Here is a 25,856-nt window from a genome sequence, read left to right as displayed (position 1 = left end):
TGAGGAATTGCCTCATGTTCAGTAACACAAAGCGAGTCATTTTGCTTTCGTTACTGGCAAGTGCAGCGAACACCGCGTTCGCTGCACCAGCTCCAGTATCCGATCTCAATAGCACCGCAACCAATTCATCATCTTCCTCTCGAGCAGCGTCTGCATCTAACGAATCAGATATTGAGCGTTTAGAGCGCCTGCTTCAAAATCGCAACCTTGTTCAGCTTCAAATGCAACAGCAAATCGACGACATGGCACTGGAGATCAGTGAACTTCGTGGTGAGTTGGAACGAAACAGCTACGATATGAAGCAAATGCTAGAACGTCAGCGTGAACTGTTCATTGAACTGGATCGCGTGAGAGGCGAGGTGAAAGCAGCAGGAACCGCAACGGTAGCAGCGGCAGCGAGCGAAGGCTCTAAAGACGCTTCTGGTACGTTCAGTACTGATGTCGATGAGCAAACCGCTTATCAAAATGCTGTAGATATGATTCTAAAGCAACGAGACTACACGGGTGCTATCGCAGCATTCCAAAAGTTTCAAAAAGACTTCCCAGATTCAACCTTCACACCTAACTCACATTACTGGTTAGGCCAGCTTTATTTCGCTAAGAAGCAAGATAAAGAAGCTGTGAAGAGCTTCGCGGCTGTTGTGTCTTACAAAGACTCAAACAAGCGAGCAGATGCACTGGTTAAGCTTGGTGACATAGCTGCGCGCAACAACAACGCGACGCAAGCTAAGAAATATTACCAACAAGTCGTAACCGAGTACCCTAACAGTGCTTCGGCTAAAGTGGCTAAAACCCACTTGTAAAACAAAATAGGGGTGCTTAGGCGCCTCTTTTTTATACCTGATTACTTCCGTTTAATGTTTACTTATCTTCTTTGTGGTGCCAACACGTCGCCTTGTTTATGCGTTTTAAGCATTAGCTAGTAACCGCTTGCAACCAATCCTTTTTGATCCCAATCGCTGTCCTGTGTAGAATACTCTAATTCTCGGAAGAAGTTGCGTAGAGCAAGAGCAATGAGTCATATACTAGATAAAATCGATACAGTTTACCCGTTTCCGCCTAAGCCAGTTCCATTGAGCGATGCTCAGAAACAGGCCCACATCGCAAACATCAAAAAACTACTTCAAGAAAAAGATGCAGTCCTAATTGCACACTACTACACCGATCCTGAAATTCAGGCTCTGGCAGAAGAAACTGGTGGTTTCGTTGGCGATTCATTAGAAATGGCTAAGTTCGGTAACCGTCACTCAGCAAGCACTTTGATCATCGCTGGTGTTCGTTTCATGGGTGAGTCTGCAAAGATTCTTACTCCTGAAAAACGCATTCTAATGCCAACACTCGAAGCTGAATGTTCGCTTGATCTTGGTTGTCCAGCTGACAAATTTACAGAATTTTGTGATGCTCACCCTGACCACACCGTGGTTGTATACGCGAACACCTCTGCGGCTGTTAAAGCTCGTGCAGACTGGGTGGTGACGTCGAGCATCGCTTTAGAAATCGTTGAAAGCCTAGACGCTGAAGGCAAACCTATTATTTGGGGTCCAGACCGTCACCTAGGTTCTTACATCGCAAATCAAACCGGCGCTGACATGTTGCTTTGGCAAGGTGAGTGTATCGTTCATGATGAGTTCTCAGCTGATGCTTTGAAGAAAATGAAATCGGTATACCCAGAAGCGGCTATTTTGGTACACCCAGAATCACCAGCAAGCGTGGTTGAACTGGCTGATGCTGTAGGCTCAACAAGCCAGCTGATCAAGAAAGCAAAAGAGCTGCCTCATCCACAGATGATTGTTGCGACAGACAAAGGTATCTTCTTCAAGATGCAGCAATTGGTTCCTGAAAAAGAGCTGATTGAAGCGCCAACAGCGGGTGCTGGTGCAACGTGTCGTAGCTGTGCACACTGTCCTTGGATGGCAATGAACGGCCTTGAAGCGATTGAAAACGCACTTGAGAATGGTGGTGAGCAACACGAAATCTTCGTTTCTGACGAGCTACGTGTAAAGTCTCTTATCCCATTGAACCGCATGCTAGATTTTGCAGAGCAGTTAAATGTGCAGGTAAAAGGTAACGCGTAAGCCGTTCTTTTATCTAATTAACAAAAAACCAGCCAATAGTGCTGGTTTTTTTGTGCCTGAGTATAGGCCGCCAATACCAATCTTGTGGTCATGTATCTTTTTCTGATTATACATCTTGTTGATATCAGGTATTTTTTCTAGCATGTAAGTAAGATCGAAGGATTTGAGGCTCGAATGATAATCTGGTTACAACTCAAACGCTGGATCAAAGCAAACATCTTTGTTTTGAATGGCAAAAACTTACTGTTCACTTTTCTTGGCTACATCGCTCTATCGTGGCTGATGCTGTATTTGGCGGGTGAAACAGATTTAACCAGTTCGGTTACCGTATTCGCTTACTATTTGGTGGTAACGGCTTCTACAGTTGGTTATGGTGATTTATCACCGACCACGGTAGCGGGGCAGTGGATTGTTATTCTATTTGTGATTCCCGGTGGGTTGAGCCTTTTCGCCGCATTACTGGGTAAAGTGGCGACAGAAGGTGTTGAATATTGGCGAGCGGGCTTGCTAGGAAAAAGGAGAGTTAGAGTGGACAACCACATTTTGATGTTGGGGTGGAATGAGCAAAGAACCATTCATCTCATCCGCATGTTACAACACGAAGAAACAGGTAAGCGACCAATCGTATTATGTACGCGTTCAGATATCGAGAACCCGTTACCCGGTGAAATCAATTTCGTTAAAGTAAACAGCTACACCGATGGCAAAGAGATGGAGAAAACGGGCATTGAGTCTGCAAGTTGCATCTTGATTGATAACCCAGAAGACGACATTACGTTATCTGCGGCGCTTTACTGTGCCAACCGAAACCCTAAGGCACACCTTCTTGTTTACTTTAAAGACGAAGCGCTGAGTGATTTACTGCACAAGCATTGCCCTAACTCAGAATGTATTCCAGCGGTGGGTGCTGAGATGTTAGCAAAGGCTGCGGTAGACCCAGGATCAAGTGCGCTTCATCAAGAGTTATTGAGCTCAACAAGAGGTATGACACAGTATTCAACGTATTTCCCTGAAGACGCCGAGCCTGTCACCGTTGCGCCTATTTTCTCTGTGTTTAAAGAGAAGTATCAAGCAACGCTGATCGCGATTGATACGGGGAGTGGTATTGAACTCAACCCAGAATTAGACCAAGTGGTAAGTAGTGGTACTAAGCTGTTTTATATTGCTGATGAGCGCATTGATGACTTCGATTGGAAAGGCTTCTAAAACCACTATTTTCACTTCGACTGAAAACTAAAAAAGGCCTCATAATGAGGCCTTTTGGGCGTGTATAAAACTCACTGTTATTGAGCTTCAGCCAGTGCAATACCACGTTGAGTTAGACCGCAAAGCATGACAGGAACAGCGTTAAAGATCTCTTCGAACTGCTCTAGGCCTTCGATGCCTTGCTCAGCAAGCGTAGCAATTGAAGTTTCTGGATCGTAAAGCATACTCAGCGAAAGTAATACGCCACCAACAAGCGCGTTGTCTTCGCTCTCTTCAGGCATTAGCGTTTCCCAATCATCACGAGCAATCTGCCAACCTTGAAGCAAGCCTTCACAAAAATCACGAGCGGCAGTGTTAACCACTTCTTCGTCGTCTAATTGACAAGCTTCAGGCCAAACCCAAGTACCTTCAATTAGTTCTGGGCGAGTTTTATTCCAAAGCTCGATGATAACTTCAATGTAGCTTTCCAGCTGTTCACCATCCGTAAAAGGCGCGACTTCTTCGCCACCCCATAAGAACGGTAGCCACTCATGCGGGGTTAACACATTCGGTGCCGCTGCCATTGCCGTGACAAAGCCCATTGTTTTGTGTTCTGTGATTAGCTTTCCTTCCAACTCTGGAAGCGCAAGAATATCTTGTAAAGTCAAAGTGAGGTACCGTAAAAGGGAACATATTTGCGCTTATAGTACCAATGAACTTGTGCCAATCAAGCTTCAATCTAAAAAGGCTTGATGTCATGGATGATAAACACTAGGTTTAACAGAAAAGAAAACAATAAAAGAATTATGCAGATACGGTCGTCTTTAAAGAAAAAAAGCATGGTAGCGCTTGGATTATACCTTGCGATGTTTATTGCCATTGTCGGTAGTGTGACGTATTACGTCGTAGAATCCCCTGTGCGCGCCAAATTACAACAAAACCTCGACTTACGTACGCAACTATTATCCGCATTGATTACAGAGCCACTCAGCAGCTCTCAAGGCTTTGTTGATAGTTTAGTGGGATTTGCACAAGCGCATCGTAACGGTGATGACGTCACTCTGCTACTGAAGTCAATGCTGGCAGCGAGCGATGATACGATCGTTAGCGCAGGTATTTGGCCAGAGCCTTATGCGCTCGATTCAAAAAAGCTCCTTAATAGTCACTTTTTCAATAAAGCAGACGATGGCAAGATTGACCAGTTGTTTTCTTACAACAATCCTAAAAATACCCCGTATCAAGAAGAGTATTGGTACACCTCTGTAGCCAATAAAAAACAAGGAACGATCTCTTGGAGCGATGTGTATATAGATCCATACACACACGTACGGATGATCACTGCTTCATCCCCTTACTACTACGAAGGCGCTTTTTCCGGCGTTGCGACGGTGGATCTCTCGCTTGAAGAGCTGCTTGGCTTCATCAAGAACCACGCCGAAGAGTACAATCTTGGTATTATGCTCAGAGATAAACTCAATCAAGTGTTGGTGTCCCATAACTTCAATCTCGTTGAAGGGATCTACATCAGTAGCAATCAATTTGGTGACTTCGGTTGGCAAGTGGATGTGGTGAACTCCAAGTCACGGGTAGCGGACGAGGTGTTTCGTCAGGTAATGAGTATTGAGGGCGGTATTGTACCCTTGTTACTACTCTGTGTGATGGCAGGTTATTACTTACTTAACCGTTATTTAATCAGCCCAATCACCAACATTGCCACTCAAGTAAATAGTTCGAAAGCCGGTGAAGTGATTGACGTTGATTATTCAAGCCACGATGAAATCGGCCACCTGATTAAAACCTTCAATGAGAAGACGGTGTATCTCGAAGCTGAAAAAGTGAAAGCACAAGCATCTACCAATGCTAAAACCGCTTTCCTTGCGACACTGTCACATGAAATTCGTACCCCTATGAATGGGGTGTTGGGTACTGCTCAGATCTTATTAAAAACACCTCTAAATTCTGAACAAGAGAAGCATCTCAAGAGTTTGTATGAGTCCGGCGATCATATGATGACCCTTCTCAATGAGATCTTAGACTTCTCGAAGATCGAACAGGGTAGATTGGATCTTGATGAAACGCGTTTCCCGCTTGATTCGATCATCGGCAGTATTAACAGTGTTTACTACACATTGTCTTCTGAGAAAGGGCTTCAATTCAAAGTGTATTCTGAGGTGCCTTCGGGTCGTTGGTACTTCTCAGATAAAGCACGTCTAAGACAAATCTTGTTTAATCTATTGAACAACGCGGTGAAGTTCACTTCCAGAGGCTTTGTTGAGGTGTACCTGAAAGAAGTCGTAGAGGGGAGTGACACCTATCTGAGTATTCGAGTTCGTGATACTGGAATTGGTATCTCTAAAGAAGCTCAAAAGCGTATTTTTAAACCGTTTGAACAAGCGGAGTCTTCGACCACAAGGCGTTTTGGCGGTACTGGCCTTGGCCTCGCGATTGTGAAGAAAATTGCCCAGTTGATGGATGGCAGTATTACCGTCACCAGTGAAGAAGGGATAGGCACGAGCTTTGATGTTCGCTTGAAGATTCAGCCATGTCAGCCAGGCGAAATCGAGAGTTTGCCACATAAGAAGCTAGACTACTCAGGCTTAAAGGTACTGATCGTCGAGGACAACCGAACTAACACGGTGATCATTGAAACCTTCATGAGCAGTAAAGGCTTTACTTGTAAGAGCGTCGAAAACGGTGAACTTGCAATACAAGCCGTGGTTGCTGAGCGCTTTGATTTGGTGCTCATGGATAACCATATGCCTGTGATGGACGGCGTTGAATCAACCACTGCGATTCGTGCTTTGATAGGCGATGTGTCATCGGTACTGGTGTTTGGTTGTACGGCTGATGTCTTTAAAGAGACTCGCGAGCGTATGCTGGGGGCGGGTGTGGATTATATTATCGCTAAGCCGATTGATGAGCGTGAACTGGATGATGCCTTGTTCCGCTATTCAAATAAGCTTTATCAATACCATGAAGTGAAAGCGGATGAGCTCGAAAGCCAAGACGCGAAACAACACGATTCGAAAAGTAAAAGCGAGTCACTGCCTAAACCTGATCTTCGAAACAAAGATAACACTGAAGAGCTGTTAGTGACGCTGTATGTGGCGCTAGAAGACAACAACCTAGAACTGATTCAATTTGCACTAGAGAGCCTACGTGTCCACGTTGAACCTATGAACAACGCGGAACTTACTGAACAAGTCGATAAAGCGTTAGAGCAGGTTGCTTTAGGATCACCACCAACACAAGATGTCATTAATATCATTACTGTAAATCTACCGATGGCTTAAATGTTGTTTAATTACGGTAAGTAAATGACGAATTGTCCAATATTTGACCTTGGTTGAATTTTTTGGTGAAAGTGACTGCTTTTAAAGTGGTTTTTGGTTGTTAATTTACAACTTGATTTTTAATTTGGAATGTATGACTACTAATCTTGTGATTTAATAGCGATATTATCTGGTGAGGTGCAAATGTGCCTTGTTTATATGTTACTAAATCACTAATTAAGCAGTGATATATTTTAGGTTTGTCGTCAATGAAGTCTCGTGGTCCATTTTGTATTCGAAACGCAGCTGCGGATACATTTGCTATGGTCGTTTTCTGTTTTATTTCTGGCATGATCGTAGAAGTGTTTATTTCTGGTATGACGTTTGAGCAATCTCTTGCTTCTCGAACGTTATCTATTCCGGTAAACATTGCTATCGCTTGGCCTTATGGCGTTTTTCGTGATTGGTTCTTGCGCAATGGTGCGAAACTCTCAGAAAGCTCATTGATGAAAAACTTGTCTGATTTGATGGCATACGTGTTATTCCAGTCTCCTGTGTATGCTGGTATTTTGTTGGCAGTGGGTGCTTCAGGCGACCAGATCGTGACGGCTGTAACCAGTAATGCAGTTATCTCGTGCGGTATGGGCGTACTTTACGGCTACTTTCTAGATATGTGTCGTAAATGGTTTCGAGTTCCAGGCTACTATCAACAAGCTTAAGAAAAGCAACAAGCGTAAGTGTAGTGAAAGAATGAAATTTGGTTTGTTTTTGATCTAATGAGTTAATTTGTAATCGAACAAACCGAAAAAGGCACTTTTTTTGAGAATGCCCCTTGACCAAAGCAAGCAGAATCAATAAAGTAGCGCCTCGTTGAGTGACATGCTCAACACACAATTTGTGGAAGGATGGCTGAGTGGCTTAAGGCGCTCGCCTGGAAAGCGAGTATACGTTTATAGCGTATCTGGGGTTCAAATCCCCATCCTTCCACCACTATTCAAAACCCTAGCAGAAATGCTGGGGTTTTCTCGTTTTAGAGCCCCTATATTCCACCCCATCTGTATATCTCCCTAGCATCCGTTCCTTTAATCATTTCTTTATAGTTATTACCTCTATTAATACCGTCGCAGAATCAACCATATTAGGTGTTTTTATCATCGATAATCGCTTGATTTTTTTGCATGAATCTAGATTATTAATAGTACGCAATATTATGAATAATCTAACTCTTAGGAATCCATAGTCCCATGACAGAAACCCTAGTTTCTCCAATGCTCTCTTTTACGATCGCGATTTCGTTACTGTTTATCGGTAAAGGTTTGATTGAGCGATCTGAAGTATTAAGAAAGTATTCACTGCCAGAGCCTGTGATTGGTGGCTTTGTCTGCGCAGCGACCGTAGCTGCGCTTTACTATCTGTTTGAAATCCAGATCACCTTTAGCCTTGATGTCAGAGACTTTCTGCTGCTTTACTTTTTTGCTGGTATTGGACTTCAAGCGGATATCAAAACTTTAGTTAAGGGCGGGCGGCCGTTGTTTATCCTGCTCTGTCTCGCTTCGACTTTTATTGTCCTTCAAAACGTTGTTGGCATGGCTGTGGCGTCGGGTTTTGGTATGGATGCGAAAGCGGGTTTGTTGTCAGGATCTATCAGTTTAATTGGCGGTGTTGGCACGACACTAGCGTGGGCGCCAATGTTTGTGGAAGAGTTTGGTATTGCTAACGCGCTAGAGCTCGGTGTGGCTTCCAACACGGTTGGTTTGATTGCAGCGTGTGTGATTGGTGGTCCGATTGCCAACTACCTACTCAATAAACACAAAGTGAGCCCTTCTAATGAAGAAGAAGTGACGGTTGGTGCATACCAAGAGAGTGAAACAAAAACAGAGCTAAGTCACTACGGCGTTCTATGGGCGTGGTTGATCCTTAACTTAACACTGATGCTGGGTTACAGTTTGAGTGAAGTTATCGACTCAATGGGCCTAAAACTGCCGTTATTCGTTAGCTGTTTGATCGCAGGTATCTTAATCGGAAACGTCGGTCGCGCACTGTTTAAGAAGCGTCGTACACAAGAGAAAATCGCTCAAGGCCGCAAAGGCTTAGCGATGATCTCTGACATCTGTTTGGGTATGTTCTTGACTATGGCCTTGATGGGACTGCGTATCTGGGATCTTGATGGCTTGTTTGGCTATATCTCTGTGGTCATGGGTATCCAGATCTTGCTTTCACTTCTGTTTACGATATTCGTCGTTTATTACTTGATGGGACGAAACTACGACTCCGTGGTGATATGTTCAGGCTTCGGTGGTATCACTTTAGGCTCGACTGCGACAGCAATTGTTAACATGACAGCCGTAACTCACCGCTATGGCGCAAGCCCACAAGCATTCATCGTGGTGCCATTAGTGTGTGGTTTCTTTGTCGATCTGATCAACGCGCTAGTGATTAGTTTCTTTGTTGGTCTGTAAGTGAAGTGACGGGTTGTTAACTGCTTGAGACTAGCACCTGATTCATGACCATAAAGGCGATGACGAAAGTCGTCGCCTTTATTTTATCTACAGCAAGCTAAAAACACCTATATCAGCCTTTGATGTGGTGCCTTGAAGTGACTCGGTGCACAAGTTAGTAAGCTCAGTTACGAACTTGATAAATTGGAATACATGTTGTTGCTCAATTTGTGAGACGCTTGATTAAGTGTCAGTTGAATCACAAGGAAGTTGAATGCACCACTTTAATATTCGTGCTCTCGAGTATTTAAACGCGTTATCTAAATATGGGTCGTTACGTAAGGCATCTAAGATGATGAACGTTGACCCTGCCGCGATGAGTAGAATGCTGACACAGTTAGAAGCGCAAGCGGAAATGAAAGTATGGGAGCGCAACAACCGCCAATCACTGTTAACCGAAGCGGGTAATGAACTGTTGAATTACTACCGTTCCATTGTTCGCAGTGAAACGGCGGTGCTGGCTCGTTTAACCAAATTGAAAAACCTCAAAGGAGGCAATGTCAGCATTGCCATCGGGGAAGGATTTATTACCAATTTGGTGTCAAAGCCTATGCAAACCTTCATGGCTCGCTATCCTGATATCAACTTATCAATTGAGATTGCTGGGGCATTGGATGCGGTCAAGATGTTGGAAGATCAACAGATAGATTTTGCGATTACCTATGCTTCTGCACCGCACCCTAAACTACACTCACATGTTGAACGTAGCCATCCCCTCGAATTGATTGCTCCGAAAGGGCATTTCCTTACGATGAAAGAAGCGCCTGTGACACTGCAAGATATTAAAGACGCTTCTCTCGCCTTGATCGATAACTCGACCGGTATGGGGAGGCTGGTAAAGCAGGCCGAACAAATTTCCCATCTTACCTTGCAGCCAAAGCTTCAAACCAATTCGGTAACTGCACTGACTAACTTTGTCTCAGCAGGGTTGGGCGTAACCTTTATGCCTAAACTCACCGTGATTGATGAGATCAAGTCAGGGCAGATCGAAGTGGTTGCGACTGAGCTGGGAATGCTATCGAAAGCGACGGTTAAGGTTCAATCTTTGAAAGACCGCGCGCTCACGCTACAGGCCGAGACCTTGTTAGATTTCTTACTTGAAAATGCTACTTTCTTGAGTCATGACGCTTACAACATCTAGGCTTAATCGATTTACTTAGCGACGCCTCCCAAGGTTCCAAATACCGCCAATATCACAGTTCCAAACTGCCGAATTCGTTTTTAAGTCGAATTGAGCTTTTGTCAACACCACCTCCATTGTTAAGTCAACACGTGCGGAATAAGTTACAAATCATTAACGAAACGAGTTTTAGACTGACAGCTGTGTTCGACAGATTTTGGCCTTGTCGGACATTAGGGGAAGAGAATGGAAGTTATTGTAATTGGCAGCGGTGTTATTGGGTTAACCAGTGCTTGGTATCTGGCGAAAGAAGGTCATTCAGTGACGGTTATTGATCGTCAAGATAGCAGTGGCAAGGAAACCAGCTTTGCGAATGCGGGACAAATATCTTATGGCTATTCCTCACCATGGGCGGCACCGGGTATTCCATTAAAAGCGATGAAATGGTTAACCCAAGAGCATGCGCCTTTAAAAGTGAAACCGTCACTTTCTCCGGAATTAGTTGCTTGGGCAACGAAGATGCTAGCCAACTGTAACGAAGCCAAGTACGCCGTGAATAAGTCACGCATGCTAAGAGTGGCAAACTTCAGTCGAGAGTGTCTCACTCATCTAAGAACTAGTGAAAATTTGGCTTATGAGGGCAGGCAGAAAGGCACCTTGCAAGTATTTCGAAGCGAGAAGCAACTCGATGCTATTCAGCAGGATATGAAGTTATTAACAGAGAGTGGAATCGAACACTCGTTGTTTGATGTTGAACAGTGTCTGTCAGTGGAGTCGGGTTTAGCGGACGTCAAAGACAAGCTGGTGGGCGGCTTATACTTACCTCATGATGAAACCGGTGATTGTCATCAGTTCTGTTTAGCCCTGACTGAGAAGGCCAAGCAACTTGATGTTAGGTTCGTGTTTGATACTGAAGTGGTAAGTTTGAATCATCAGAATCAAAACATCGAGAGTATTACAACGACTCAAGGTGTATTCAAAGCGGACGCTTACGTAGTTGCATCAGGCAGTTATTCTCGAGATCTGTTGAAACAAGTCGACTTGTCTATACCGGTTTATCCAGTTAAAGGTTATTCGTTAACACTACCGATCGTGAATGCAGATAAGTCACCAACCTCGACTGTTATGGATGAAACCTACAAGGTAGCGATGACGCGATTTGATGATCGTATTCGCATTGCAGGGACGGCAGAACTTGCAGGTTTTAATTATTTAATCCCAGAAAAACGCAAAGCCACGATTGATATGGTGATAAAAGATCTTTTCCCACAAGCGGGTGACTTTTCTAAGGCTGAATACTGGACAGGGTTGAGACCAATGACGCCGGACGGTACGCCTATAATCGGCAAGACGCCTATCAAGAACCTATTTACCAATACGGGCCATGGAACTCTAGGTTGGACAATGGCATGTGGCTCAGGAAAGATCTTGGCAAGCGTGGTCAGTGGCTCTGCCAGTGATATTAAAACTGATGACTTAAGTATCCATCGCTATATGTAAAAGCAAGCCGTTAGTTATATTGCCTATCGCTTGATGATATCGATATTAGGAGCATAAGCGGATGCTCCTAATGTCGTGATTCTAGGCGCTGGTTTTAAGTCTCTCCTATTGATAATCACGAGATGAATTGAGACTTAAATGACCTTAGCTCTGGCGGTAGTTCCTGATTTATGAGGTTAATAGCTTGACGGTGTTCTAATCCAATGGAGCTCACTACGTCCCCAAAATGTTGGTTAAATAGTGAATCAAACTTACCACTGAGCATGTGTTCTTGCAGTTTGTCATCCAGCAATTGAGCTAGTTGTGTTTTGTCTGGGTGGACATAGAAGACCAGTGGGAGAGGGTAATAAAGCACAATACTTTTTTCTATGACTAACCCATCCAGGGAATTGGTATGTTCTTGGTATATGCTTTCTACTTCATTGGCACCGAGTGACACATAATCACATTTATTATCTGAAAGCAGTTTAAGAATCTCTGGTAAGGTTCCTTGTTCTAGTACTCGATATCCATTTGCTCTAAACAGCTCAGCATCAGCCCATGTTGCAGGAATTCCAGCGATAAGTGATTTCAGTTGATTGCAGTTGATATTATGGAATGTAGGTTGATCTTGTTCCCTAATTATCAGGATACGGTGCCCTAGTAAGCCTTTACAAATTGGAGAGTTGAGTTTGATTGCAGGCTTATCTGCAAATTTACGGTTTCCCGCCACCGTGACGAGTACATCATAATTCTTGCGGAATATATTTCCTTCATCCTCAGCTCTTGGAAAGTCAGTATTATCGCTGTGAACGACAATAGGTTCGTTCGGATCCCAATTCAACAAGCTATGAATTAGCTCCAACTCATAGTGCTGTCTTTTACCTGATTTATTGCCATTCCAAAAGTTAAACATAGTTGTCCTAAGGGGGAACTTACATTTCATGACTGGTATGCTGACATAGGTTTGGTAATCAAGAAAGCGCTTTCTTTTGTTTTTGAGAGAATCTTATATAGATACAGTTTATGAATATTGAGAATCGCGACGGAAAGGCTATTTTAAAGAAAGCATATAAGTTCATTGATGGGTGAGAGACTCGACGATTAGCGTAGACGATGGAGGTACCACTGTTGTATTTTAACTTATTGTTTTTAATTTGTTTTTTGTATTGATTAACAATTAATGTGACGAATGGCACTGTTGCGTGTTTCTATTCTCAATCTATTTTAAATTTGTGATCTATGGTTCGTTTCACCGAAATGTAAGTTGAAGAATCATTCTATCTGCTTATTATCCATCTAAAGAAAGCGGTTTCTTGATGCGAGTAACCGATAGTGAATACGAAAACCCCCCCCTTTTTTTAAAGTTAAAAGAAAGCGCTTTCTTTCTGGTTATTATCATTAAAAGGACAACGTGATGCACAAAAAGACATTGATTGCTTCGCTCGCCATTGGAGCTTTATTCGGAGCCTCTGTACAAGCAGATGAAGTTAAGCAGGGTGGTACACTAACGGTGCCAATTATCAATACTGGCTTTGTTGAAAACTTTAACCCTTATACAACTAAAGACTTGCTGCATGGGGTAATGTTTGAGCCATTGGTCGTATTCAACAACATGACTGGTGATGTTGATTATCGCCTGGCTGAGTCGGTTGAGTATTCAACTGACCTGAAAACATTGACGCTTAAGTTACGAGAGAATTTGAAGTGGTCTGATGGTTCAAAGTTAACTGCAGACGACGTTGTTTTTAGCTTTATGTTGACTAAAGAGGCACCAGCTTTTGACCAGAAAGGTATTTGGTCTTCAGGTAACTTAAAAGAAATCAAATCTATTGACGCGCGAACCGTCGTGTTTGAGCTGACGGAAGCGGATTCTACATTTGCTTGGAACTTAGAGCGTTACCATATTGTACCAAAGCATATTTGGTCGAAAGTTGAAGAGTTGACAACGTTTACCAACCTTAATCCGGTAGGTAGCGGCCCAATGACGACGGTTAAATACATTAAACCGCAACAGATGGAGTTGTGCCGAAACCCGAATTACTATTTAGAAAATAGACCTTACTTAGATTGCATCAACTTCCGTTCTTACAATGACAACTCTCAGATCCAACCTGCTTTAATCAAAGGTGAGATTGATTGGGGTTCAAATTTTATTGCTGACGTTGAGTCAACATTTGTCGATATGGATAAAGAAAATAACCATTTTTGGTATCCAGCGAATGATGCGATCCACCTTTACGTAAATACCAAAGAAGCGCCATTTGATGACTTAAGAGTACGCCAAGCACTTTCTATGGCACTTGATCGTGAAACCATCGTTGATATTGCTGCCTATGGTTATCCGACCGCAAACTTCAATGTTGGTGGCATCGGTGAGCTATACGAAACGCACATTGATAAAAATGTATCTAAGAAATATGGCTATCTAACTAAGTACGATGTTGAAAGAGCAAACGCTTTACTTGATGAAGCGGGCTTAGTCGACAAAAACGGTGATGGATTCCGCGACAAAGCAAACGGGGAAACGGTTGAGTTTGATATTGAGGTTGTAAACGGTTGGACCGACTGGATCCAAGTGGTTCAGATGGTATCTGAATACTTTGAAGAAGTGGGTGTGAAAGCAAACGTTAAGACCGTGGATTGGGCGGTATATGACAGTAATTTGAAAGAAAGCAAATATACCATGTCAATTAACTGGTCAATGGTAGCGACAAACCCAATCTTGGCGTACCAAGAGTACTTCTCAACGTCTCGTATCGGGAAAACTTGGCATGCTGGTCACGGTGTTAATTCACCAGAGATCGACGCATTGATCGATAGCTTTGGCAAAATTGGTGATGCTGAGCAGCAAGAGAAGGTGTTGAGTGAACTTCAAGAGTTTACGGCTGAAAACCTTCCCTTTATTCCTCTATTCTCTAACCCAACTTGGTTCCAATACAGTACTAAACATATTGTTGGTTGGCCAAGTGAAAAAGACCCGTACGTACAGCCAGTATGGTACGACGGTGGTAAGAGAGTAATTATTCTCAACAATCTACACCTTAAGTAAGTTATTTTTGAGAGGGCTACAGCTTAGGTTGTAGCCCCTAGGTTAAAAGATTTTTATGTCGTTTTTAATTCGCCGATTTGGCTTCTATTTTACCGCTTTCTTAATCGCTATCTCGTTTAATTTCATGTTGCCTCGCCTAATGCCAGGTGACCCTGTTGATGCTCTTTTCGCTGCAGCTCAAGGTCGAATGGATCCTGCTCAAATGGATGCTGTTCGAGAAATGTACGGTTTTGTTGATGGCAATGTTTTCGAACAGTACTTCGCTTATATGAAAAGCGTATTTACTCTGGATTTGGGGCCATCAGTACTTATGTTTCCTGTAAGTGTCTCAGATGTCCTTGCTATGGCACTGCCGTGGACTATGTTTCTCGCGCTTGGTTCGCTGATTGTCGCTCTCATCATTGGTGTCAGTATTGGTACGTATGCATCGTATCGACGTGAAGGGCTGTTTGGACAAATTGTTCCGCCAGTTTTGGCATTTATTAGTAATTTCCCGTACATCGTGACCGCGTTACTGTTGTTCTATTTCTTCGGTTTAAAACTTGAACTATTGCCTTTGGCATACACCTATGACCCATCGCTAGAGCCAGGTTTTACATGGGAGTTTATTTTCAGTGTGGCCAAACACGCTGTGTTACCTATGGGCTCAATGGTCTTGGTTGGTATCGCAACATGGGTCTTCAATATGCGTAATGCGATGATCAACGTGTTGGGTGAGGATTACGTAACGATGGCTGAGGCCAAAGGCTTGAGTAGTTATCGTGTTATGTCTCGCTATGCTGGTCGAAATGCCATCCTTCCTGTTGCGACCGCTATTGCAATGGCAATCGGATTCTCATTCGCAGGTTCAATCATGACCGAAGTGGTTTTTAACTACCAAGGCTTGGGGAACATCCTTCTTAAAGGCATCGTTGCTCGTGATTACCCACTTATCCAAGCCATTCTTCTTATCTTGGTGACAGCGGTACTAACCGCTAACTTTATTGCCGACCTCCTATATGTCTGGCTTGACCCTAGAATCTCGAATTGAGGCGCATGATGGATAATTTAATGGACACTCAAAAAACCGCTAACCAGCCGAATATGCCAGTACGTGAGCCAAAATGGTCGTGGAAAAACGTAAAGAAAACTCTCGGTAAAGCTTACGCATTTTTCTACGGTAACCCTCCGGCCATTATAGGTACTTTTTTACTTACGATTGTCTTAGCTGGGGCGTTATTTGCACCTGTATTATCGACTCATAACCCAGAAAAGCGCGTAGCACGTCCACATGTTGCACCAAGCTCTGAGCATATTATGGGCACGACTCGTAGCGGACGTGATGTATATAGCCAGGTTCTATTTGGAGCAAGAAAGTCGCTTACTGTTGCGATCTCTGCGGGCGTAATAGCCATGACAATAGCAGTGCTAGTTGGGGTTTCATCTGGTTACTTTGGTGGAAAAGTCGATGAACGCTTGAACTTCATTACTAACGTATTTCTTGTGTTTCCACAATTGCCCTTGCTGATTGTTCTCGCCGCATTCTTAGGGCAGGTCGGTTCGCTGGTTATTACCGTGTTGTTAGGGATAACCTCCTGGCCTTGGGGGGCTAGGGTGATTCGTGCACAGACCATGGCAATTAGAAGCAAAGAGTTCATCATTTCTGCAGAGGTGATGGGGGAATCAAAAATCCGCATTATTTTAGTCGAGATCTTACCAAACTTAGTTTCGATTGTTTTTGGTGGCTTCCTAGGCACGGTTATCTACGCAATGGGCTCCGAAGCTGGTCTAGGTATTTTAGGTTTAGGTGATGCAACAGAAGTGAGTTGGGGATCTATGTTGTATTGGGCACAGACCTCTTCATCGTTGTATACCGGTGCATGGTGGGAAATGCTGGTGCCTGCACTAGCGTTAGCGATTACTGGTGGTGGACTCGCATTGATTAACATGTCTATTGACCAAGTGAGCAACCCTAAATTACGTACGGGCCCACACATCAAACTGTGGCACAAACTTAAAAAAGAAGCAGATAAACGCCGAGGCCTATAATGAGCAATCTATTAGAAATTAATAACCTGTGTGTTGATTACGTTTCTCCTAATGGCGTAGCAAGAGCCGTTAATAACGTTAGTATTTCCATTGCGCCCGGTGAAACGCTCGGTATTGCCGGTGAATCTGGTTGCGGTAAGAGTACATTGGCTTTTGCTATATCACGCTTACATAAAGCACCAGCGCTTATCTCTGAGGGTGAAATACTCTACAAAGGGCAGGATGTTTTAAAAATGAATAACAAGCAGTTACGTGACTTCCGTTGGAATGACGTTTCTATTGTTTTTCAAAGCGCAATGAATTCACTTAATCCCGTTATTACCATCGGTGAGCAGCTAACGGACGTTATTCTAGCGCACAGAAAAATACCTTATAAACAGGCTCACGATCGTGCGGTCGAGCTATTAGGAACGGTTGGGATTCATGGCGATAGAATGTCGAGCTTTCCCCATCAACTGAGTGGAGGGATGCGTCAGCGAGTTGTTATTGCGATTGCTTTGGCGCTGGAACCTAAACTGATCATCATGGATGAGCCAACAACGGCACTTGATGTAGTGGTTGAACGTGAAATCTTGAATGAACTGTATGAGCTGAAGAGTAAGTTTGGATTCTCTATTCTGTTTATTAGTCACGACTTAAGCCTAATGGGCGAAATTGCTGATCGAATTGGCGTGATGTATGCGGGTAACCTTATCGAATTAGGTGATGCGAAAACGGTATTTAGTGAACCTAAGCATCCTTATACAAAAGGGCTTATCTCTTCATTTCCGACTATTCATGGGCCAAAAGAACGTCTCTACGGGATCCCTGGGAATCCTGTCAACCTTTTGGATACACCTCAAGGATGTAACTTCCAAGAGCGATGTGGCGAATGCATTTCAATGTGTATTAAAAGTGAGCCTCGTTTGGGCGCTATTGCGACCGGGCATCACGTATCTTGTCACCTAGTTTGAGCGAAAGATTATGAATACTTTAAAGAACGTTGATAAAAGCGAAGTTATCTTATCAGTTAAGAATTTGGTAAAAGATTTCCCACTTGGCCAGTCAGTCAAAAGCAATATGATGCGAGCCGTAAATGATGTTTCATTTGATCTTCGTAAAGGAGAAGCATTAGCGATTGTTGGCGAATCTGGCTCAGGGAAAAGCACAGGAGCTCGAATTCTTACCCGAATTTATGATAAGACGGCTGGTGATATCGAATTCAAAGGCGAACCTCTGTCTGACTATATTGAAAAATATGGTGAGCTTGAATATGCACGCCAAGTGCAAATGATTTTTCAAGACCCGTTTGGCTCGCTGAATCCTGTACACACGATTTACCACCATATTGCGCGACCATTACTTATCCATAAACGAGCAGAAAAAGAAGCGATTCCGAACCTTGTTTATGAATTGCTTGAAATGGTTGGGCTTACACCAGTTAAAGAGACCGCAGAGAAGTACCCGCATGAACTAAGTGGTGGACAACGACAGCGTGTTGCAATTGCCCGTGCAATTGCTGTTAGCCCGGAAGTTATCCTAGCTGATGAACCTATCTCTATGCTTGATGTGTCTGTGCGATTAGGAATCCTAAACCTAATGGCTGACTTGAAAGATAAGCACGGTATTTCGTTCATGTACATCACTCATGACATTGCGACGGCGCGTTATTTTGCTGAGAAAACTGCGGTGATGTATGTAGGACATATGGTCGAATGGGGCAATAGCGACAACGTTACTCAGAACCCGCAACATCCGTATTCTCAGTTGTTGTTGTCAGCAGTGCCAGAGGTCGGTAAATCGGGCAAGCGTGACATGAATGTGAAAAAAGGCGATATCCCTTCTTGGAAGCCAAGTAGCGTAGGCTGCCCGTTCGCAAGCCGTTGTCTGAAAGCTGACAAACTTTGCACACAATCAATACCAGAACCGACTCAAATTGCAGAAGAGCATTTTGCTCGTTGTCATCATTTGTAAACTTTAAATCCTTTTTGAAACGCAAAAGAAAGCGCTTTCAAAATTTAAGTGTAAGAATTTTTTGGAATTTCGATATGAAACAAGACTACAACTCAACACCAGAGGTCGATGGCAAGTTCGTTGATTTAGATGGTGAGCGTTACTACCAAATCTCTAATGTTGACCAAATGACGCCATTCTTTATTAGCGTTGTATCGTCGAGCGATCACTGGTTATTTATTTCATCAACAGGCAGCCTTTCAGCTGGACGCATTCGTCCGGAAAATGCGCTTTTTCCTTACAAGTCTGTTGACCATATTCATGAAAATGCGGAAAACACCGGCTCAAAATCCATCTTCCGTATTGAACATGGCGACAAGGTTGTACTTTGGGAACCGTTTAATACATTCCATGATGGTATTTTTAATGTTGAGCGCAATCTTTATAAAAATACGATTGGAGACAAAATCGTATTTGAAGAGATAAACCATACTTTGCAATTACAGTTCCAATACAGCTGGAATACGAGTGAAAAATACGGCTTTATTCGTCGTTCAAAACTGACCAACTTAGCGAGCTTCGAGCGTAAAGTCGAAGCACTAGATGGCTTACAAAATATACTTCCTTCAGGTGCTCCGTTATCAGCTCTTCAAACAAGAAGCGCATTAGTTGATGCTTACAAGTGGAATGAGCAAGTTGATGGTAGTTCATTAGCACTATTCAGCATGTATGCCAAATTGAGTGATAGAGCGGATCCTGCTGAATCTTTGCTGGCGACGACAGTCTTCAGTTTAGAAACAGAAACTAGTCAAATTTTACTGACTAGCACTCAAGTGAATGCATTTAGAAAAGGGCGACCGATTGACAGTGAGCCTTTGACTAAAGGGATCAGAGGCAGCTATTTAGTCCACAAGACATTAACGCTGCGAGCACATCAAACCAAAGTTTGGTCGATTGTCGCTGATATAGACAAGACTCATTCCGATATCTGTCAGCTTCAATCTGAGCTCTCTGTTCCTGCTAACCTAGCACTAGCTTTAGAAAAGAGCATTGCAGATAATCAAAATGAATTGATCACATTGATGTCTGGCGCGGATGCGTGGCAAATAACAGCCGAAGAAAATACCAGCGTTCACCATTATGCCAATGTGTTGTTCAATAACATGCGTGGTGGCGTGTTTGAAAACGGCTATATGTTAGAAAAGGCTGACGTAGTTAAAACTATGGAAAAGGCCAACTCTCAGGTAGCAGGCCGCCATCAGGACTTTTTTGATCAGTTAGGGGATGTTTTCAGCCATTCCGAATTAGTTTCGCGCGCCAAAGCGACAGGAGATTCTCAATTAGTTCGATTGAGCTACGAGTATCTACCGCTTACTTTTGGACGTCGTCATGGTGACCCTAGTCGCCCTTGGAACCACTATGAGATTAAGCTCAAAGATGAAAATGGCGAACGCTTACTTTCTTATCAAGGCAACTGGCGTGATATTTTCCAAAACTGGGAAGCGATGGCTCTTAGTTATCCAGGGTTCATCAAATCATTCATCTCTAAGTTTGTTAATGCTTCAACGGTGGATGGTTACAATCCGTATCGAATTACTAAAGATGGTGTAGATTGGGAACTGTTAGAGGCGGATGATCCTTGGAGTAACATTGGTTACTGGGGCGATCATCAAATCATCTATCTATTAAAATTCCTTGAGTTGGCAGACAAATTTGAGCAAAGCGACCTTATCGAATTACTAGAAAGTGACATTTTTAGTTATGCCAATGTGCCTTACGAGCTTTGTGGAGTTAAAGGTCTCTTTGACAACCCTAAAGATACCGTAGAGTTCAACCAAGACCTTCAGGAATTGACAGAGCAACGTGTCAAGAGCTTAGGCAGTGACGGTCGCTTGTTGATGACGGGTGACCAAGAAGTTTATATGGTCAACTTAATGGAGAAGATACTCGTACCTTTGTTGGCAAAATTGAGTAACTTAGTGCTTGATGGTGGTATTTGGCTGAATACACAACGTCCAGAATGGAATGATGCAAACAACGCTATCGTTGGCAACGGTCTGTCAATGGTAACCTTGTACTACATGCGTCGCTATGTTGCCTTTATGCAGCGCCTGTTAGAGAAGTCACCATCTTCATACAGTATTTCCAAAGAAGTGTTTGAGTGGATGTCTTCTGTTACACAGATTGTTTCAGAGGCAAATACAGAGATTCGTCAAGATACGGTAACTCGTCAAACTCGTAAAGCAATGCTGACTAAGCTGGCTAAATCTGCTGCTAACTATCGTGAGCGTGTTTACCGAGTAAATGGATTCTCAGGGAAAACCAAAGTTGAGAAAGAAGCGATTGTTCAATTGATGGGCGCGAGCTTAAAAGTCCTAGATTCTACGATTACAAACAACTTGCGTGAAGACGGTTTATACAATGCGTATAACATCTTGAGCTGTTCTGGTGAGAGCTTAATGGTTGAAGAGCTTTACCCGATGCTAGAAGGGCAGGTTGCAGTATTGAGCTCGGGTCTATTATCACCTAAACAAGCGGTTGAGTTGTTGGATAAGTTGTTTGCCAGTGACATGTATCGTGCTGATCAAAATAGCTTCATGCTTTACCCTGACCGTGAGCTGGCTTCTTTTATGGACAAAAACTGTTTAGACGCTAAAGACATCGAGCAGAGCAAATTGTTACGCATGATGAATCTTGCTAAAGATACTAGATTAGTAAACCAAGACAGCAAAGGTTCTTACCACTTCAATTCAAGTTTTGAAAACAAAGGTTTCCTTCAGGCTGCGATTGATGAAATTAAAGCCGATTACCCGTCAATTAATGATGATGAATTTTGTCATATATCTAGTTTGTATGAGCGTGTATTCAACCATAAAGCCTTTACTGGGCGTTCGGGAACTATGTTTGGTTATGAGGGTTTAGGTTGTATCTACTGGCATATGGTTTCTAAGTTGCTGCTAGCAGTGCAAGAAAACTATCAGCATGCTTGGAGTATGGATTCCAATAGCCAAGAAACTCTTAAATTAGCGGATTACTATTACAAAGTGAGAGCTGGTATTGGTTTCAACAAAACGCCAGAAAACTACGGTGCGTTTCCGACGGATCCGTATTCTCATACGCCAAAGCACTCTGGAGCACAGCAGCCAGGGATGACAGGGCAAGTTAAGGAAGAAGTGATTACCCGTTTTGGAGAGCTAGGTCTAGAGGTTGTTGATGGCACAATTGTAATTAACCCTTCACTTCTTAGTCCTAAAGAGTTCTTACAAAAAGCGGCGACTTTTGACTGCCAAAATATTGAAGGGCAAATGCAGAGCTTTATTGTTCAGGCTGGGCAACTGGCTTTTACTTACTGTCAGGTGCCATTTATCTACCAACTCAATGATGAGCCAACACAGGGTATTGAAGTTCAGTTTAAAGACGGAACAAGTGAGGTATTTGCATCGTTAACGCTAAATCATGAAATGGCTTCACAGCTCTTTTCTCGTAGTGGTCTCATTGAGAAAGTCGTCGTCGTGTTGTCAAAGCACCAGTTATTCTAATTTAAAGTGAAATAAAAAGGCTCTAAGTGAATACTTAGAGCCTTTCTTTTAAGTATAAAAAATGGGGTGTTTGATATACAAAAATCAAAGCTTAGCTACAGACTCTCTTACAATCAATGTCGGTGTTAGTTTGTGCTTCAATGGGTAGTCGCGTTTATTAATTAACGATAAAACACCTTTTGCAGCTTCTTCTCCCATCTCATGGACAGGAAAGTCGACCGTCGATAAGCGAGGACGAATATGCTGGCTATGAGTATCGTTATCGAAGCCTACGACCGAAAGGTCTCGCCCAATAATGAGGTTTCGCTCCGCTGCTACGTCATATACAGCAAGCGCGATGTTGTCATTTTGACAGAAAATCGCGGTGATCTCAGGGTCTCGGTCTAACAAGCGTCGCGCAGCATCATGGTTGCCTTGATGATCAAAACGCCCCTCTACAAACAGCCCAGCGTTGTACTCGACACCGTACTCTAACAAGGCATTTCGATATCCTTGAAAGCGATCTCTACTATCAACTTTACTCAACTGGCCTGTGATACAAGCGATTTTTTTATGCCCATTTTCAAGTAAGTGCTTCGTTGCAAGGTAGCCACCAAGCTCATTATCAATGTAAATACAGCGATCAGAAATCTCAGGAATAAAACGGTTGAGAACAATCATTGTTTCACTGTCTTTCGCGATTTTAATCAGTTCGTCATCACTGAGCTTATCTGAGTGAACAATGAGGCCATCCACAAGTTTAGATTGCAAAAACTGGATAGAATCGAGCTCTTTGGTTCGTGATTCCTGGCCACTTGTAACGATTAAGTGAATATTATTTTGGCGAACGGTATCTTCAGCGGTATGCATTAATGGCCCATAGAAAGGCCCATCAAGCGAGCCAACTAGCATGCCAATGCTATTTGAACGGCTGGAGGCAAGAGCTTGTGCAAAAGCATTAGGCTTGTAGCCCAGTTGCTCAATAGCTTTGAATACTTTTTCGCGATTGGCTTCCTTTACCGTAGGGTGACCATTTAATGCTCGTGAGACAGTTGATTGAGAAACTTGAGCAAGTTCAGATACTTCTTTAATGGTGATCAATGGTAGTGGCCTTATCTCTACAAGGAGTGAACTAAGCTATATTACCTTCGTGATCAATAAGAGCCTAGTAATCCAATGATTAATATTTAAAAACTCTGAACTGCTTAACGCTAAATTTGAAGGTTAAGCATACAAAGTAAGGTAACGAATATTTTCATAGACTCGATTAAATATCAAGCAAGCGCTTTCTTTGCCGTTGTAGTGAAAGTGAATCTGTTTTTCTGATCTTAATTATGAACTAGATAAAATAGAAGTCTGAGGATAAAGGGCTACTAGGTGTTATCGCTGATAATCAGGTCATTAAGATTCTTGGGAATCTATATAAACCGCAATGAAGTTTAGCAAAATGTGAAACCCAACAAGAAAGCGCTTTCTTAAGGTGAGCGTTGTCTCTTTTTTGAACTATGCACTTTTATATACTCATTTTGAAAAAGTCGCGCATGGCATATTGGGTCCATGCTCGGGGAGTTATTCACTAATCGACTTTCTTTTATGGGTTCCGATATTACGTGTCGCCTGCATAGAAAGTCGTGATACAAGGAGTTGTAATGCAAGATCTAACCAATCAGGTAAAGATATTAACGTCTTTTATTTCTGCCGCTTTGATGTCTGGCTGCACGGCGATAGAGCTGCCGGTATCCGAAAGTGCTGACTTAGCTCAAACTGAAAAACCGATCGTGCTATCCCATGCTCCAGTTACTTTAAGTCCAGACTGGCAATTGGTATGGGAAGACCAGTTTGAAGGCGAGCAAATAAATAAACGTAATTGGTCATTAGAAGCGAACTGTTGGGGAGGTGGGAACAATGAACAACAGTGCTACACGGATGATCCTGATAACGCATTTGTTAAAGATGGCTTTTTACACATTGTCGCGCTGAAGCAAAGTCATACTGGGCCTGACAATGCCGAAGGTACGATTGGCGGAGCAACTAAGACACTCCCTTATACTTCTGCGAGGCTGAGCACAAAAGACAAGCGTGACACCAAATATGGCCGTTATGAAATCAGAGCAAAGTTACCTGGTGGACAAGGTTCATGGCCCGCAATTTGGATGCTGCCAACTGACAATAAATATGGCACATGGGCAGCTTCTGGCGAAATCGATATTATGGAAGCGGTTAACCTAAACACGCTTTCAGATGCGGCGGGAGCGAAAAATGATGAACTAGAGAGCCGAGTTTACGGGACGTTACATTACGGACGAAATTGGCCAGACAATGTTTATAAAGGGCAAGCCGCGACATTGCCAAACGGTGTGAACCCTACTGAGGGCTTCCATACATACGCGATTGAGTGGGAAGAAGGTGAAATTCGTTGGTATGTAGACAATATTCATTACGCGACTCAAACTCAAGAGGGCTGGTACAGCCAATATGAAGCGGAAGAAGGGAAACTCATTAATGCGAGTGGAGCAGCTCCGTTTGATGAAAAGTTTCATTTGTTATTGAACTTAGCTGTCGGTGGAGCGTGGTCAGCAAACGCAAATGATAAAGGCATCGACGAAGGTTTGTTTCCGAAAACAATGTTAGTTGATTCAGTAAAGGTATACCGTTGCAAGGTTGATCGTTGGAAAGGAAAAGGGTGTGCAAGCCGCTCTGAACACGCAATACAAGTAATAGGGCACGAAGCTCCAGAGATCTTAGCAACCGATGATAGTTATGCTGATGGGCCAACGTTAGAGGTTTTTACCGAAACTCTTAACGCAAGCTTGGCTTATGCAAGTTATGACCCATTGGATATTGTTGACTATCAAGAAGTGATCGAACCAGATCGTGGAATAGTGCTACAAGTGAATAAGAATGAAGGATCAGGAAATATCTATTTTCGTTCTCCTGTAACGGATGTGACACATTGGCAAGAAACGGGTGAACTGGTCTTTGATTTGAAAGTTGAGAGTATGGCCGACGGGGTCGAACTACTGGTTAAGATGGACAGCGGCTGGCCGAAAACAAGTGACTATACCGTGCCGCTATCAGCAATGAATGAATGGAAGACGGTACGTATTCCAATAGCTGACATTTTAAAGAGAGACAACCGTTTTGCTGGTGGGAATCAGGCTGATCCAACAATGATCACCAACCTTTTAGTGTTTGAGCCTCAAGGACAAATGAGTTTTAAATTAGACAATATTCGATTTGAAAAGTAAGCCTCTTAACTAAGGGGGTGAATAAAATTCTGAATATAAAGGGAACATACAATGTATGTTCCCTTTTTTATTTCGACGATTATTTGAGGAAGGCAATCGACGATGTATTCCGAAACAGGCTCTGAGTGATTGAACGGAGCAATTCGTCCTTAATATGTGAATAGTGACATTTTACTTGGTTCCATGATTGTTCAAACAAAATACTTAACATCTCTATTTTTGTGACTCACGCATAAGAAAGCGCTTTCTTTGGTGGGGTTGATCACGGTTTATATTCACGATATCGATTTATACTCTTTCCATACCAACTGAGCGGTTAAAGCCAATAAGGTTAAGAGTGCATAGTGAATGTGGGCTTAGATTTGATCTTCTTTAAATCTGTTCGATTGGTTTTTTTAAGAAAAATAAAGAAAGCGCTTTCTTTTTGAAAGTATAATTTGGAACATGGA

18 protein-coding genes and 1 tRNA gene are annotated in these 25,856 nt (G+C 43.0%); 16 read left to right on the top strand and 3 right to left on the bottom strand.

The window, feature by feature from the left end:
- Nucleotides 1-14 precede the first annotated feature (14 nt).
- From ybgF to ATB74_RS10530, 3 genes are all read left to right on the top strand, one after another.
- Complete coding sequence (gene ybgF / locus ATB74_RS10540) at nt 15-803, top strand: tol-pal system protein YbgF (protein ID WP_061018429.1); 789 nt, start codon at nt 15-17, stop codon at nt 801-803.
- Nucleotides 804-1,013: 210 nt separating this feature from the next.
- Nucleotides 1,014-2,075 carry a quinolinate synthase NadA gene (gene nadA / locus ATB74_RS10535; RefSeq protein ID WP_017062067.1) on the top strand — a complete coding sequence of 354 codons (1,062 nt, stop codon included), beginning with the start codon at nt 1,014-1,016 and terminating at the stop codon, nt 2,073-2,075.
- A 174-nt stretch (nt 2,076-2,249) separates the two neighbouring features.
- The gene (locus tag ATB74_RS10530) at nt 2,250-3,281 is read left to right on the top strand and encodes a potassium channel protein (RefSeq protein WP_048659644.1); all 1,032 of its coding nucleotides are present in this window, start codon (nt 2,250-2,252) and stop codon (nt 3,279-3,281) included.
- 77 nt (nt 3,282-3,358) lie between these two features.
- Here the strand turns inward: ATB74_RS10530 and ATB74_RS10525 are convergent, their stop codons facing one another.
- A complete protein-coding gene (locus ATB74_RS10525) occupies nt 3,359-3,928 on the bottom strand; it encodes a UPF0149 family protein (RefSeq protein WP_017062064.1) in 570 nt (189 codons plus the stop codon).
- 171 nt (nt 3,929-4,099) lie between these two features.
- On the opposite strand from ATB74_RS10525, the gene ATB74_RS10520 reads away from it, so the two are divergent.
- From ATB74_RS10520 to ATB74_RS10495, 6 genes are all read left to right on the top strand, one after another.
- Nucleotides 4,100-6,553 carry a hybrid sensor histidine kinase/response regulator gene (locus ATB74_RS10520; RefSeq protein WP_061018427.1) on the top strand — a complete coding sequence of 818 codons (2,454 nt, stop codon included), beginning with the start codon at nt 4,100-4,102 and terminating at the stop codon, nt 6,551-6,553.
- A gap of 248 nt (nt 6,554-6,801) precedes the next feature.
- A complete protein-coding gene (locus ATB74_RS10515; protein ID WP_017062062.1) occupies nt 6,802-7,251 on the top strand; it encodes an L-alanine exporter AlaE in 450 nt (149 codons plus the stop codon).
- A 180-nt stretch (nt 7,252-7,431) separates the two neighbouring features.
- A tRNA-Ser gene (locus ATB74_RS10510) sits at nt 7,432-7,522 on the top strand.
- A gap of 254 nt (nt 7,523-7,776) precedes the next feature.
- Nucleotides 7,777-8,991, top strand: a complete 1,215-nt coding sequence (gltS, locus tag ATB74_RS10505) for a sodium/glutamate symporter (protein ID WP_060982377.1) — start codon at nt 7,777-7,779, stop codon at nt 8,989-8,991.
- Nucleotides 8,992-9,244: 253 nt separating this feature from the next.
- A complete protein-coding gene (locus tag ATB74_RS10500) occupies nt 9,245-10,171 on the top strand; it encodes a LysR family transcriptional regulator (RefSeq protein WP_061018425.1) in 927 nt (308 codons plus the stop codon).
- Between the two features lie 225 nt (nt 10,172-10,396).
- Nucleotides 10,397-11,650: a D-amino acid dehydrogenase gene (locus ATB74_RS10495; protein WP_061018423.1), complete on the top strand. Its 1,254-nt coding sequence runs from the start codon at nt 10,397-10,399 to the stop codon at nt 11,648-11,650.
- Nucleotides 11,651-11,765: 115 nt separating this feature from the next.
- Here ATB74_RS10495 and ATB74_RS10490 read toward each other — a convergent pair whose 3' ends face one another.
- Nucleotides 11,766-12,545 carry an ABC transporter substrate-binding protein gene (locus ATB74_RS10490; RefSeq protein ID WP_060982380.1) on the bottom strand — a complete coding sequence of 260 codons (780 nt, stop codon included), beginning with the start codon at nt 12,543-12,545 and terminating at the stop codon, nt 11,766-11,768.
- Nucleotides 12,546-13,046: 501 nt separating this feature from the next.
- Between ATB74_RS10490 and ATB74_RS10485 the strand changes: the two genes are divergently transcribed.
- The 6 genes from ATB74_RS10485 to ATB74_RS10460 all read left to right on the top strand — a co-directional run bounded on the left by ATB74_RS10485 (nt 13,047) and on the right by ATB74_RS10460 (nt 22,180).
- Nucleotides 13,047-14,681 carry an ABC transporter substrate-binding protein gene (locus ATB74_RS10485; RefSeq protein ID WP_050651497.1) on the top strand — a complete coding sequence of 545 codons (1,635 nt, stop codon included), beginning with the start codon at nt 13,047-13,049 and terminating at the stop codon, nt 14,679-14,681.
- A 55-nt stretch (nt 14,682-14,736) separates the two neighbouring features.
- A complete protein-coding gene (locus tag ATB74_RS10480; RefSeq protein WP_061018422.1) occupies nt 14,737-15,711 on the top strand; it encodes an ABC transporter permease in 975 nt (324 codons plus the stop codon).
- Nucleotides 15,712-15,731: 20 nt separating this feature from the next.
- Nucleotides 15,732-16,709 (top strand): ABC transporter permease, encoded by a 978-nt coding sequence (locus ATB74_RS10475; RefSeq protein ID WP_019821070.1) that lies wholly within the window; start codon nt 15,732-15,734, stop codon nt 16,707-16,709.
- On the top strand, nt 16,709-17,662 hold the full coding sequence (locus tag ATB74_RS10470; RefSeq protein ID WP_061018421.1) for an ABC transporter ATP-binding protein: 954 nt from the start codon (nt 16,709-16,711) through the stop codon (nt 17,660-17,662). The genes ATB74_RS10475 and ATB74_RS10470 overlap by 1 nt, the downstream gene beginning before the upstream one ends.
- 10 nt (nt 17,663-17,672) lie before the next feature.
- On the top strand, nt 17,673-18,662 hold the full coding sequence (locus tag ATB74_RS10465) for an ABC transporter ATP-binding protein (protein WP_061018419.1): 990 nt from the start codon (nt 17,673-17,675) through the stop codon (nt 18,660-18,662).
- Between the two features lie 74 nt (nt 18,663-18,736).
- On the top strand, nt 18,737-22,180 hold the full coding sequence (locus tag ATB74_RS10460; RefSeq protein WP_061018418.1) for a hypothetical protein: 3,444 nt from the start codon (nt 18,737-18,739) through the stop codon (nt 22,178-22,180).
- An 84-nt stretch (nt 22,181-22,264) separates the two neighbouring features.
- On the opposite strand, the gene ATB74_RS10455 is transcribed toward ATB74_RS10460, so the two are convergent.
- Nucleotides 22,265-23,260, bottom strand: coding sequence for a LacI family DNA-binding transcriptional regulator (locus ATB74_RS10455; RefSeq protein WP_061018416.1), 996 nt, complete (start codon nt 23,258-23,260; stop codon nt 22,265-22,267).
- Between the two features lie 548 nt (nt 23,261-23,808).
- Between ATB74_RS10455 and ATB74_RS10450 the strand changes: the two genes are divergently transcribed.
- Nucleotides 23,809-25,407, top strand: coding sequence for a glycoside hydrolase family 16 protein (locus ATB74_RS10450; RefSeq protein ID WP_061018414.1), 1,599 nt, complete (start codon nt 23,809-23,811; stop codon nt 25,405-25,407).
- Nucleotides 25,408-25,856 lie beyond the last annotated feature (449 nt).

Source organism: Vibrio splendidus (assembly GCF_001557875.1).
GTDB lineage: Bacteria > Pseudomonadota > Gammaproteobacteria > Enterobacterales > Vibrionaceae > Vibrio > Vibrio splendidus_F.
This window is presented reverse-complemented; position numbering and strand designations above follow the sequence as displayed.